Below are 12,077 nucleotides of genomic sequence, written 5' to 3'. Positions count from 1 at the left end.
CGCGATCAGTGCGGCTCACGCCGTGGGGATGACGATCACCGGATCGGTCGTCGGCTGGCCCGACGGAGATCCGCCGGCCTGCTCCACGGTCACCGCGATCGCGTCACCCGCCTGCATATCACCGGCGAGGAGGGCGGTGGCGTCCCCACCGTCCACATCGAAGACTCCGGCGGAGACGGGAGCGTCACCGCGCACGAACCACAGCTCATACGTCTGGCCTTCACCCGCACTCGGGAGACCATCGGCCACGAGCACGGCCTTGCCGGTGGAAGCCGACCAGTGCGCTGTCGCGCTTCCTCCGTCGTCGAGCGTCACCGTCGCCTGCTGGGCGTCGTCGGCTGCTTCGATCTCCTGCAGCGCGATGACACTCGCGGGCGGGTTCAGCTGCTGATTGAGGGCGACCGCGCCGATGCCGACGCCCACCAGCACGGCGAGGCACGCCGCCAGGGCGAAGACGGTGCGGGTCCAGCGACGCTGCTTCTTCGGCTCGGGCTGAGGCTCGGTGTGGGACACGTCGACGACTGCGGGACGTTCCTCGTGCGATGACGAGACGTCGGTGTCGGTCCGCGATCCACCGTTCTGGGGCATGTCCGCGATCTGCGCGAGCAGCGCGGATCGGATGTGTGCGGGAGCGGCGACGGGCTCGACAGGGTCTGCGAGCGACGCGGCCGTCGCGATATCCGCATCCACCGTGTCCTCCCATTCCGGGTGCTCCGCGAGGGCTGAACGGTATCGACGCTCGTCGTCAGCGGAGAGCGAGTGCAGCGCGGCACCTGCCGCGAGTTGCTCGAAGTCCTTCTCGTTCATGCCGTCACCCCCATCGCCGTACGCAGACGGCTGAGTCCGTCTCGCATCCGTGTCTTGATTGTCCCCAGCGGCGCCCCCACGAGGGCCGCGATCTCGTTCTGACTGTAACCGCCGTAATACGCGAGGACGAGTGCTTCGCGCTGAGCTTCCGGAAGCCCCGAAAGCGCCTCGACGACCTTCCCTCCCTCGATCCCCAATTCGACCTGCTCCGCCACACTGTCGTGCGCGACGCCGATGTCCTTGAATCCTGCTCGTACGTCCCGGTCCGCGCTCGATTGCGATGCCCGCACTCGGTCGACGGCCCGGCGATGAGCGATCGTCATGACCCACGCTCGTCCCTGACCTCTGTTCGGAGCGAAGCGGGAAGCGGATTGCCAGATCTCGAGAAAAACCTCCTGGAGCACCTCTTCGCTCTGCGCGCGATTGATTAGGACGCGGAGGATGAGGCCGAACACGCGGGAGGACAGCGTGTCATAGAGCGTGGCGAAGGCAGCCTGATCACCGGAGGCGACGCGGACGAGGAGGTCGGCGACAGCATCCTGCGTCGCTCCGTCCTCGGGAACGTCGAACCCATCGATGACCATCCCCATAAGCATGCCGCATCTCCTCCCCGATCACGTGCAGACGTCACCCGAATGTGAAGGAATCGACCTCGCGAATCGTGCGCTCCGGCGCCGTCGTCGGAGCTGTTTCCAAGATTTCTGAGATTCTTCCCATCCGATCCCGAACGGGCTCCGAACAGCACTCGACGCCACGGAGAGGCCGTGGCTCAGTTTTCTGAAGGAGCTCGACATGTTCAGCACCAAGAAGAAGGTCACCGCGGCAATCACCCTCGGCCTGGCGAGCGCGTTCCTGCTCTCCGCCTGTTCCATGGGCAGCGGCAGCACCTCGGACTCGTCTTCCGAGCCGAAGGCACCGGAGACGTCGGAGTCGACGCCGATGGAGATGGACCCGGCAGCCAACCTGGTCGGCCCCGGCTGCGCGGCATACGCCGACGCTGTGCCGGACGGCGCGGGTTCCGTCGAGGGAATGTCGCAGGACCCGGTCGCGGTCGCGGCCTCGAACAACCCGCTGCTGACCACGCTGGTCTCGGCGGTGAGCGGACAGCTCAACCCCGACGTCGACCTCGTCGACACCCTGAACGGCAGCGAGTTCACGGTCTTCGCACCGGTCGACGACGCGTTCGCGAAGATCGACCCGGCCACCATCGAGGCCCTCAAGACCGACAGCGCCACGCTGAGCTCGATCCTGACGTACCACGTGGTTCCCGGCCAGATCGACCCGGCCGACATCGACGGCATGCACAAGACCGTGCAGGGCGCCGAGCTCGAGGTCACGGGCAGCGGTGACGACCTGATGGTCAACGACGCCAAGGTGATCTGCGGTGGAGTCAAGACCGCGAACGCGACCGTGTACCTCATCGACACGGTTCTGATGCCCCCGGCTTCCTGAGCCAGGGATCGCCGGGTGGGAGGACGCCCGGCACACGCCCTCTCGGAAGCAGGGGGAGGATCCCGAGAGGGAAAAGGGGCCGTCGGCGGTGCTGTGTCGCCGACGGCCCCTCGTCGTGCGCACTAGACTTTGATGAGGGGCCTCTAGCTCAGTTGGCAGAGCATCGGACTTTTAATCCGCGGGTCGTGGGTTCGAGCCCCACGGGGCCCACCGCAGGTCGCCGCTCGGCGACTGTCTCAGGACTCGCCGCCGGGCGCGCCCGACAACAGCTCCGCTCGGATGTCGGCCACACCGTCCGGCAGCGACTCCCCTTCGAGAGCGAAGACCGGCGCTTCCTGGCTTCCCCCGATGCCGCACACCGCGACGCTGTCCGCACCGTCGAGCGACTTGGGGATGACCACGAACCAGAGCGACGACGACGCGAGCCATTCGGTGGTCGCCATGTCTCCGAAATACGTGGCATCCGGTGCGAGAGCTCGGGTCCTCTCGGTGCAGAGATCGACGAGCGCAGTCGTGGTGAACTCCGTTCCCGTCGCCGGCGGTTCCGTGGTCTCGATCGCCGAGGGGGTCGGGGTGGGCGTGGGTGAAGAGGTCCTCGATGCGGAGGGCGAAGGGCTCGACGCCGGCTCGGGGGCACACCCCGCGAGCAGGATGAGTACCGGGAGGAGGACGAGTGCAGGACGGACGCGCATATCTGGATCGTACTGCCGGGACTCGCGCACCTGTGACGAGCGCTCCGTGGAAGACCGTTCCCCCTTATCACCGGCTCATCACCTCGGCCACCCCCTTCCCTCCTCCCCCGATCCGGGAGATCGTCGAGTCGTCCCCGAACGGCGGACGACTCTCCAGGAAAGGACGGACGATGACTCTCAGCGGCAGCCGCGTGGCATTCCTCGCGACAGACGGATTCGAAGACAGTGAGCTCACGAGTCCCTGGGATGCCGTGACGGCAGAAGGCGCGAGCGCGACCTTGATCGCTCCGGACGGCGCTGCCATCACCGGCAAGAACGGCCATGAGCAAGCCGTCGATCTGCGCGCAACCGAGACCAGTGCGGACGATTTCGACGCGCTGGTACTCCCCGGCGGCGTCGTCAACGCCGATCACCTGCGCATGGACAAGGCTTCGATCGACCTGGCACGAGCATTCTTCGAGCAGCACAAGCCGGTAGGCGTGATCTGCCACGGTGCGTGGATCCTGATCGAAGCCGGTGTCGTCGACGGACGCACGCTCACCAGCTATCCGAGCCTGACCACCGATCTGCGCAACGCCGGAGCGACGTGGGTGGATGAGGAGGTGGTGGTCGATGAGGGCCTGGTCTCCAGCCGCACTCCCGACGACCTGCCGGCTTTCAACGCGAAGCTCGTCGAGGAGATCGGCGAAGGGAAGCACGCCGGACAGACCGCCTGACGGTCAGGCTCAGGCTCAGGCTCGCGCACGGTGCCGACGCACGGCCGCACGGTTCGCGCAGCGCACGGAGCAGAAGCGCTGGCGGCCGTTGCGGGTCACGTCCGCGACGACGTTCGTGCACGGCGTGGCCTGGCATCGGCCGAGCCGGCTCATTCCCCGGGTGACCAGGTGCAGCGACGTGCCGAGGCTGATGATCGCCCGGAGCACGTAGGGCAGGGACGGGACGTCGTCGCGGTAGTGCAGGTGCCACCCCTCGCCGTCGTGGTTCGTCAATCTCGGATAGGCGGCTGCGGCGGCGAGTTGTGCGTTGAGTAGCACCGCCCGCGCGTCGGGGTCGGGTTGATCCACGATCGCCAGCCAGTCGTCGATGACGGCTCTGACCTTCTCGTGGTCGTCGGCGGCGGGCGGGAACGTCTGCGTCATCCCGAGCTCCAGGGTGCGCTCCTCGATCCCAGCGCGGGTCTCCGGCCAGTCGTTGGCCAGCGACGCGGCGAGCAGCACCGCGTACTCACCGTAAGGGTTGAGATGCATAAGACCATTACATCACGCTGGAAGCATGACCTCGCTGAACACCCTTCCCGTCCCCCGCATCCGCCCCGCCGCCGAGGCGCACGAGCACGCCTGGCTCGTGGAGTCCCGGCATCCGACGAGCGAGGGCGTCGTGCTCTACGTGCGGTGCACCGCCTGTGACACGCGCCGGGTCGACGTGCAGGCGCATTCGCAGACGCCTCCGGCAGCGCTGAGCGGCGAACTGGGCGGCGTCACGCCGTCAGTTCGATGAGCGTGCGCGTCGTCCGCAGGTTACGCGCCGTTCCAGCCACTCCGAGCGCGCGATCGAGCACCGTCTTGGTGAGCTTCGTGGAGTGCACGCCGCCCGCACCGTAATCGATCCACAGGTCGTCGCCGATCAGCGCGATCCGCTCGGTGTCGCGGAGACGCTGCTGCAACGCCTCGATCCCGTCGCCCGAGGGCGCACCCTCCAGGAACATCGCGTGCACGGACTTCACGTCGCCTTCGGGAAACGGCTGGGCGGATTCCGAAGAGACCAGCTGCGCATGAGTGCGGTGGATGACCGGGGTGTCGACGCCGAACTCATCGTGGATGGCCATGCGGACGGCCGCACACGTGGCAGCCGGATGCTCCGGTGTTTCGCAGATGATGTTGCCGCTCGCGATGTAGGTGGAGACGTCGTTCAGCTCGGTCTCTGCCGTGAGCAGCTCGCGGAGGCGCGACATCGGCACCCTGTTGCGGCCGCTGACGTTGACCGCCCGCAGGAGCAGGACGCTGCGGCTCACGCGTCGGCGCTCTCGACCAGCTCCGCCCCCGCGTGGACGAGTTCGGCGAGTGCGGCATCACTGGTCTCCGCGGCGACACCGGCGACGAGGTCGGTGAGGATGCGGACCCGCACGCCGTGCGCAATGGCGTCGAGGGCGCTCGCCCTGACGCAGTGATCTGTCGCGAGGCCCACCACGTCGGCGCTGAGCACACCTGCTGCGGTCAGGATGGCGCCGACCGTCTCCCCGGCCTCTGTCTGCCCCTCGAACATCGAATACGCCGGCCTCCCCTGCCCTTTGAGGACGTGGTGCGTCACGGCATCGGTCGCGAGCAGCGGGTCGTACGCCGCCCCCGTGGTCCCCGCGACGCAATGCACAGGCCAGGAGTCGACGTAGTCGGGGCCGTCGGCGAAATGTCCGCCGTTGTCGCCGTCGGCATCGTGCCAATCCCTCGAGGCGATGATCACCGCGTAGTCGCCCGTGTGGGCGGCGAGGAATGCCGTGACGGCTGCGGCCACCGCATCGCCGCCCGCGACGGCGAGGGCGCCGTCTTCGGTGAAGTCATTCTGCACATCGACGATGAGAAGCGCTCTGCTCATGCTTCGAGGGTACGCGGTGCGGAACGGGAAAGGCCCCGTGATGTTCTTCGCATCACGGGGCCTTCGGAGCCGCTTGTCAGAATCGAACTGACGACCTTTTCATTACGAGTGAAATGCTCTGCCGACTGAGCTAAAGCGGCGTGCGACGCGTGAGCGGCGCGATCACCGATATTACCCTGTCTCGCGCTCACTCGCGAATCGAGACCGCGATCACTCGCAGCGGAGACCGTCTTCCGGCACGACGTCGTCGAGCAGGAACGCCTCGACCGCATCATCGACGCAGGCGTTGCCCTTGTTGTAGCCGGTGTGGCCCTCGCCGACGCGCGTGATGAGGATGCCTTCTTCGAGCTGCTTCGCGAGCGACTCCGACCACTCGTAGGGGGTGGCCGGGTCGTTCGTGGTGCCGATCACGAGGATGGGACCGGCGCCTTCGGCCTTGATCTCACCCCGCGTGCCCGTGGGCGGGTAGGGCCAGACCGCGCAGGAGTCGGGGCCCGTCCAGTACGGCGCGATCGTCGGGGCGCCCTCGGCGATCTTCGCGTTCGTCGCCGCTTCCGCGGCCGGGTCGTCTTCCACCGGGTAGTCCATGCAGTTGTAGGCACGGAACGCCTCGGCGGAGTTGTCGGTGTAGGTGCCGTTCTCTCGGCCGTTGTAGAAGTCGGCGAGGAACAGTGCCGAGGTCGGGTCGCCCTGAAGAGCCTCGTCGAGCGCCTGCGTGAGGTAGCCCCAGCTGTCCTGCGAGTAGAGCGCGGCGATGATGGCCGTCATCAGCGAGTCGGCACCCAGCATGCGGCCGTCTCCGCTTTTCAGAGGCGTGCTGTCGACGCTCGCCAGCAGTGCGCCCAGATCGGCCATCGCCTCGTCCACGGTGCCGTTGAACGGGCATTCCCCCGAGTCGAGGCAGTCCTGCATGTAGGCGCGCAACGCGGATTCGAACCCGAGTGCCTGGGTCGCCCCGACCTCGAGCCCGGGGACGGCCGGATCGATGGCGCCGTCGAGCACCAGGCGGCCTGCCTTCTCGGGGTACAGCTTCGCGTAGGTCGCACCGAGGAACGTGCCGTACGAGTAGCCGAGGTAGTTCAGCTGCTTGTCGCCCAGCACCGCCCGGATCAGATCCATGTCCCGGGCCGCGTTGACGGTCGTGATGTAGGGCAGGATGCCGTTGCTGTTCGCATCACACGCCTCGGCGAAGGCCTTGTGGGAGTCGAGCAGCTCGGCCTCCCACTCGGCCGTCCCACGGGCAGCGGAAGGAATGCCGTAGAGGTAGTCGTCCATCTGCGGGGCGTCGTAGCACTTCACCGCGGTCGAGTCACCGACTCCGCGCGGATCGAAGCCGATCACATCGAAGTTCTCGATGAGGTCGGCGCCGACCGCGAAGTCGAGGCTGTTGAGGATCAGGTCGACGCCGCTGGCCCCGGGGCCGCCCGGATTCGTCAGCAGCGAACCGACGGGAGTGCCCTCGGCACGGTGCCGGACCACCGAGAGGGTGATCTCACCCTTGCCCGGGTCCTCCCAGTCGAGAGGGGCCGTCACGTCGGTGCAGTCGAAGCCAACGCCACACTCGGTCCAGGTGAGATCCTGCGAGTAGAAGGGCAGCAGATCCTCCGCGACGCCCTCGGTGTCGGGTTCGCTGGACGTCGCCGGCCGCGAGGACTGTTCGGGAATCATCGCGTACAGGCACCCCGAGAGTGCGACGGATGCGGCTGCGAGCCCTGCGATGATCGCGGCGGCTCGACGCCAGCGGGAAGTCGATCGGTTGTTCACGGTTTCCTCCCGCTCGTGATCGTCACGAGCAAGCTTTCCAGGGCGAGCAGAGGAGCGACATTGCGCTCCAACGACTGCCGCGTCTCGGCAAGGTGGTCAAGTACGACAAGAGTACGGGTCTCGGACCAGGCGGAAGCGAGGTCGGACAGCTCGGTGCGCAACTCGCTGTTGATGAGGTCGTGGCCCTGTCCGAACTGCACCATAACCACATCGCGGAACAGCGACTGCAGATCGGTGAGAACACGGTCGATCCCGTCGCGGAGGCTCCGCGTGGCCCGCTTCTTCTGATCGTCTTCGAGTGCGGAGAGCTGCGTGCGCAGCGCCGGCGGCACCGCCTGCCCCTCGGCGATGCCGATGGTACGCAGCAGCGAAGCGCGCTCCTGAGCGTCGCGTTCGGCCGTGAGCGCCTTCGCATCCTCCGTCGCCGCCTGGATGATGCGCCCGGCGACCTCGACGGCACCGCCGACTCCCCTGACGCCGAGGACGGAGCGGAGGGTCTCGTCTCGCCGACGCCGAGCCGCATCGTCGGTGGCCAGTCGCTGAGCCATGCCGATGTGGCGCTGGGCGTGCCGTGCCGCCTGCTCTGCGACGCCCGCATCGACGCCCGTGCGAAGACCGATGAGCCGGGCGACATCGGCGACATCGGGTTCCCGCAACCGCAACGACCGCACGCGCGATCGGATCGTGGGGAGCAGATCGGCCTCGCTCGGCGCGCACAGGATCCACACCGTCTGTTCCGGCGGCTCTTCGAGCGCCTTCAGGAGCACGTTGGAGGTGCGCTCGACCATGCGGTCGGCGTCTTCGACCACGATGACCCGATAGCGCCCCGCAGAGGGCGCGAAGTACGAGCGTTCAACCAGACCGCGCGCTTCGGCGATCGTGATGATGACCTTGTCGGTACGCAGTGCCGTGACGTCGGGGTGAGTACCGGCGAGCACCTGCCGCATCGCATTCTCGTCGTCAGGTCGGTCGGCGATCAACGCCGCGGCGAACGCGTACGCGAGGGTGGAGCGCCCGGAGCCCGGCGGGCCCGTGATCAACCAGGCGTGCGAGAGCGCGGACGGATCGGATGCGGCGGCGCGGAGAGTGTCGACGGCGGCGTCCTGCCCCCACACATCCGCCCAGGGAAAAGGGGCGGGAACGGTCTGGGGCATGCACTCAGCCTAATCGCGACCACCGACGCCCACCGCACGAGATCGTGGTCGAGCCGACCGGCCAGGTCGGCTCAGTCGAGAAGGGCGTCGACTCCCGCACGGATCCGTTCCGCGATGATCTCCGGCGCGGAGGAGGCATCGACGACGAGGAACCGCTCCTCTTCTTCCTCCGCGAGTGTGAGGAAGGCGTCGCGCACGCGTTCGTGGAACTCCGCCTTCTCGGCTTCGAGCCGGTCGAAGGGCTTGTCGGCGGAGTCCAGACGGGTGCGCGCCGCCGCAGGGTCGAGGTCGAGCAGGATCGTGAGGTCCGGAAGCGCGCCTTCCGCCGCCCAGAGCGACAGGTCTCGGATCTCGGCCGCGTCGAGCACGCGGCCGGCACCCTGATACGCCACGGACGAATCGAGGTAGCGATCCTGCAGCACGATGTCGCCCCGCTCGAGCGCTGGTCGCACGACGGTGGCGACATGGTGAGCCCGATCCGCGGCGTACAGCAGTGCCTCCGCTCGGGGCGCGATGTCGCCCCGATGGTGCAGCACGATGTCTCGGATCAGCTGTCCCACCTCGGAACCCCCGGGTTCACGCGTGCGGACCACCGTGCGTCCGGCTCCTTCGAGCCACTCGGCGAGCAGATTCGACTGCGTGGTCTTCCCCGAGCCGTCGCCGCCCTCGAACGTGATCCATACCCCGTGCCCTGAGGTCACGAGTCCGCCTTCTCCGCCGCCTTCGCTGCCGCATTGGCCGCACGCGTCGCCGCGGCCTTCTTGGCCGCGGCCGAACGAGCGGCGGACGCGGCAGCGGTGGTCTTCTTCGCTGCCGGCTTCTTCGCAGGGGCCTTCTTGGCGGCGGTCGTCTTGGCAGCTGGCTTGGCGGCGGTCTTCTTGGCTGCAGGCTTCTTGGCAGGAGCCTTCTTGGCCGCTCCGCGCTTGGGGGCCGGGCCCTTGGCACGCTTGTCGGCGAGCATCTGGACCGCAACCTCGAAGGTGATGTCGTCGACGGTCTGACCGCGCGGGATCGTCACGTTCGTCTCGCCATCGGTCACATACGCGCCGAAACGGCCGTCGCGGATGCGGATCGGCTTCCCGCTGACAGGGTCGGCCTCGAATTCGGCGAGCGCGCTGGAGGCCCGACGGCCTGCGCCGTACTTCGGCTGCGCGTAGATCTCGAGTGCCTGTTCGAGCGTCACGTCGAAGATCTGCGACTCGGACTCGAGCGAACGCGAGTCGGTGCCCTTCTTCAGGTACGGCCCGAACCTGCCGTTCTGCGCCGTGATCTCGTCGCCGGATTCCGGGTCGACGCCCACGATGCGGGGAAGGCTGAGCAGCTTCAGCGCGGTGTCGAGATCGATCTCGTCGACCGACATCGAGCGGAAGAGCGATGCAGTGCGGGGCTTCGGGGCAGCCTCTTTCTTCGAACCGCGCTTCGGCTTCGGAGCCTCGACGACCTCGCCCGTGGTCTCGTCGACCGCCGCGTCTTCCGACACGGGGTCGTTCTCCTGCACGTACGGCCCGAACCGGCCGTCCTTCACCACGATGATCTTGCCGTTCTCGGGGTTCTCCCCCAGCACGCGGTCGCCGGCGACGGGAGCGTCGATGAGCTCCTGAGCCTTCTCAGCGGTCAGCTCGTCGGGTGCGAGGTCTTCCGGCACGTTGACGATGCGCGGCTTGGCCTCGGGGTTCGCGGGGTCGGCCACTTCGAGATACGGGCCGTACTTGCCGAAGCGAAGTGTGGCCGTGTCGGTGATGCGCGTGGAGTTCAGTGCACGAGCGTCGATCTCACCGAGGTTGTCGACGACCTGGCGCAGACCCACGTGGTTGTCGGATCCGAAGTAGAAGGACTTGAGCCACTCGACCCGGTTCTGCTCGCCGCGGGCGATCGTGTCGAGGTCGTCTTCGAGCGCAGCCGTGAAGTCGTAGTCGACGAGTTCGGCGAAGTGCTCTTCGAGCAGGCGCACGACACTGAACGCGAGCCAGGTCGGCACGAGGGCCTGCCCACGTTTGACCGCGTACCCACGATCGAGGATCGTCTCGGGGATCGAGGCGAACGTCGAGGGGCGACCGATGCCCTTCTCCTCGAGCACCTTCACGAGCGAAGCCTCGGTGTATCGCGGCTTCGGGGTGGTGCGGTGCCCCTTGGCCTCCGCATCCGACACCGCGAGCTGATCGCCGACCGCGACAGCGGGGAGCGACTGGTTCTCCGCGGCGTCCGCGTCGCCGCGCTTCTCATCGCGACCCTCTTCGTACGCCTCCAGGAAGCCCTTGAAGGTGTACACGGTCCCGGAGGCCGTGAACTCGGCCTTCTTGCCCGCGGCGTCGACGGCGATCGTGACCGTGGTGGTCTCGTACTTGGCATCGGCCATCTGGCTGGCGACGGTGCGCTTCCAGATGAGGTCGTAGAGGCGCTGCTCGTCGCGATCGAGTTCCGACGACAGCGAGGCCGGCGTGCGGAAGTTGTCACCGGACGGACGGATGGCCTCGTGGGCCTCCTGTGCGTTCTTGCTCTTGGACTTGTACACCCGCGGCTTCAGCGGCACCGCGGCGTCGCCGTAGAGGGCCACCGCCTGGCTCCGCGCCGCCTGCACCGCCTGGGTGCTCAGCGACGTGGAGTCGGTACGCATATAGGTGATGTAGCCCTTCTCGTACAGGCGCTGGGCGACACCCATCGCCTGCTTCGCGCCCATCGAGAGCTTGCGCCCGGCTTCCTGCTGCATCGTGGATGTCGTGAAGGGAGCGTAGGGGCTGCGGGTGCCGGGCTTCGCCTCGACCTTGGTGACGGTGCCGGCGCCCACGGCGTCGACGGCCTTCGCCAGGGCAGACGCTGCGGCCTCATCGAGGATGACGACGGCCTTCTTGAGCTTGCCGTCGTCATCGAAGTCGCTACCGCGAGCGAGCTGGCCACCGTCGACGCGCACCAGACGGATCTTGAACGAGGTGCCGGTCGCGGCAGCCGCCGCATCGACGTCCCAGTACTCGGCGGAGGTGAACGCCATGCGCTCGCGCTCCCGGTCGACGATCAGGCGGGTCGCAGCGGACTGCACGCGTCCGGCCGAGATGCCTGTCTTCACCTTGTACCAGAGCACGGGCGAGACGTCCCAGCCGTACAGACGGTCGAGGATGCGTCGGGTCTCCTGTGCATCGACGAGGTCGTGGTCGAGTTCGCGTGTGTTGCCGACTGCGGCCTGGATCGCATCCTTGGTGATCTCGTGGAACACCATCCGCTTCACGGGCACCTTGGGCTTGAGGGTCTCGAGCAGATGCCAGGCGATCGCCTCGCCCTCGCGGTCCTCATCAGTGGCGAGCAGGAGTTCGTCGGCGCTTTTCAGCGCGCGCTTGAGTTCGGCGACCGTCTTGGTCTTCCGATCGGAGACGACGTAGTACGGGTCGAATCCGTTGTCGATGTCGATGGAGTACTTCCCGTAGGCCTGCTTGTCCGCAGCCGGGATGTCCTTCTTGTCAGCGAGGTCGCGGATGTGGCCGACGGAGCTGAGCACCTCGTAGCCGTCGCCGAGGTATCCCTGAATAGACCGCATCTTCGTCGGGGACTCGACGATGACGAGCTTCTTGCCTTCAGCCAAGGGTGCGTCCTTTCTTCGAAGCACACCATACACACCACTGTGCGGGGT

13 protein-coding genes and 2 tRNA genes are annotated in these 12,077 nt (G+C 67.4%); 4 read left to right on the top strand and 11 right to left on the bottom strand.

All coding sequences use genetic code 11. The features are described 5' to 3' along the window. Positions 1–15: 15 nt before the first annotated feature. Complete coding sequence (locus tag ACLFA2_RS13640; protein ID WP_021199107.1) at positions 16–807, bottom strand: anti-sigma factor; 792 nt, start codon at positions 805–807, stop codon at positions 16–18. After that, complete coding sequence (gene sigK, locus ACLFA2_RS13635) at positions 804–1,403, bottom strand: ECF RNA polymerase sigma factor SigK (RefSeq protein WP_029258697.1); 600 nt, start codon at positions 1,401–1,403, stop codon at positions 804–806. Before sigK ends, ACLFA2_RS13640 begins: the two co-directional genes overlap by 4 nt. 196 nt (positions 1,404–1,599) lie before the next feature. Here sigK and ACLFA2_RS13630 point away from each other — a divergent pair, with 196 nt between their 5' ends. Next, a complete protein-coding gene (locus tag ACLFA2_RS13630) occupies positions 1,600–2,259 on the top strand; it encodes a fasciclin domain-containing protein (protein WP_021199109.1) in 660 nt (219 codons plus the stop codon). Positions 2,260–2,396: 137 nt separating this feature from the next. Beyond that, positions 2,397–2,469, top strand: a tRNA-Lys gene (locus ACLFA2_RS13625). Between the two features lie 26 nt (positions 2,470–2,495). Here ACLFA2_RS13625 and ACLFA2_RS13620 read toward each other — a convergent pair. Then, the gene (locus ACLFA2_RS13620; protein ID WP_029267248.1) at positions 2,496–2,951 is read right to left on the bottom strand and encodes a hypothetical protein; all 456 of its coding nucleotides are present in this window, start codon (positions 2,949–2,951) and stop codon (positions 2,496–2,498) included. 170 nt (positions 2,952–3,121) lie between these two features. On the opposite strand from ACLFA2_RS13620, the gene ACLFA2_RS13615 reads away from it, so the two are divergent. Further along, positions 3,122–3,667, top strand: a complete 546-nt coding sequence (locus ACLFA2_RS13615) for a type 1 glutamine amidotransferase domain-containing protein (RefSeq protein WP_029267250.1) — start codon at positions 3,122–3,124, stop codon at positions 3,665–3,667. 15 nt (positions 3,668–3,682) lie between these two features. On the opposite strand, the gene ACLFA2_RS13610 is transcribed toward ACLFA2_RS13615, so the two are convergent. After that, positions 3,683–4,198 carry a CGNR zinc finger domain-containing protein gene (locus tag ACLFA2_RS13610; protein ID WP_021199112.1) on the bottom strand — a complete coding sequence of 172 codons (516 nt, stop codon included), beginning with the start codon at positions 4,196–4,198 and terminating at the stop codon, positions 3,683–3,685. Positions 4,199–4,223: 25 nt separating this feature from the next. Between ACLFA2_RS13610 and ACLFA2_RS13605 the strand changes: the two genes are divergently transcribed. Further along, on the top strand, positions 4,224–4,448 hold the full coding sequence (locus ACLFA2_RS13605; protein WP_021199113.1) for a hypothetical protein: 225 nt from the start codon (positions 4,224–4,226) through the stop codon (positions 4,446–4,448). Here the strand turns inward: ACLFA2_RS13605 and ACLFA2_RS13600 are convergent. The 7 genes from ACLFA2_RS13600 to topA all read right to left on the bottom strand — a co-directional run bounded on the left by ACLFA2_RS13600 (position 4,429) and on the right by topA (position 12,029). Then, entirely contained in the window at positions 4,429–4,962 is a 534-nt protein-coding gene (locus tag ACLFA2_RS13600) for a DUF1697 domain-containing protein (RefSeq protein ID WP_426621468.1), read from the bottom strand. The two genes, ACLFA2_RS13605 and ACLFA2_RS13600, sit on opposite strands and share 20 nt — an antisense overlap. Next, on the bottom strand, positions 4,959–5,540 hold the full coding sequence (locus tag ACLFA2_RS13595) for an isochorismatase family protein (protein WP_029267257.1): 582 nt from the start codon (positions 5,538–5,540) through the stop codon (positions 4,959–4,961). The genes ACLFA2_RS13600 and ACLFA2_RS13595 overlap by 4 nt, the downstream gene beginning before the upstream one ends. A gap of 67 nt (positions 5,541–5,607) precedes the next feature. Next, positions 5,608–5,680: transfer RNA gene (locus ACLFA2_RS13590), tRNA-Thr, on the bottom strand. A 70-nt stretch (positions 5,681–5,750) separates the two neighbouring features. Then, on the bottom strand, positions 5,751–7,304 hold the full coding sequence (locus tag ACLFA2_RS13585) for an alpha/beta hydrolase (protein WP_029258703.1): 1,554 nt from the start codon (positions 7,302–7,304) through the stop codon (positions 5,751–5,753). Beyond that, positions 7,301–8,458, bottom strand: a complete 1,158-nt coding sequence (locus ACLFA2_RS13580) for a DNA polymerase III subunit delta' (RefSeq protein WP_347123270.1) — start codon at positions 8,456–8,458, stop codon at positions 7,301–7,303. Before ACLFA2_RS13580 ends, ACLFA2_RS13585 begins: the two co-directional genes overlap by 4 nt. Before the next feature lie 71 nt (positions 8,459–8,529). Next, positions 8,530–9,159 (bottom strand): dTMP kinase, encoded by a 630-nt coding sequence (tmk, locus tag ACLFA2_RS13575; RefSeq protein ID WP_167255710.1) that lies wholly within the window; start codon positions 9,157–9,159, stop codon positions 8,530–8,532. Further along, positions 9,156–12,029 (bottom strand): type I DNA topoisomerase, encoded by a 2,874-nt coding sequence (gene topA, locus ACLFA2_RS13570; RefSeq protein WP_167255708.1) that lies wholly within the window; start codon positions 12,027–12,029, stop codon positions 9,156–9,158. Before topA ends, tmk begins: the two co-directional genes overlap by 4 nt. Positions 12,030–12,077: the final 48 nt, after the last annotated feature.

This window comes from Microbacterium sp. As-52 (assembly GCF_049949185.1).
Classification (GTDB): Bacteria; Actinomycetota; Actinomycetes; order Actinomycetales; family Microbacteriaceae; genus Microbacterium; species Microbacterium maritypicum_A.
This window is presented reverse-complemented; position numbering and strand designations above follow the sequence as displayed.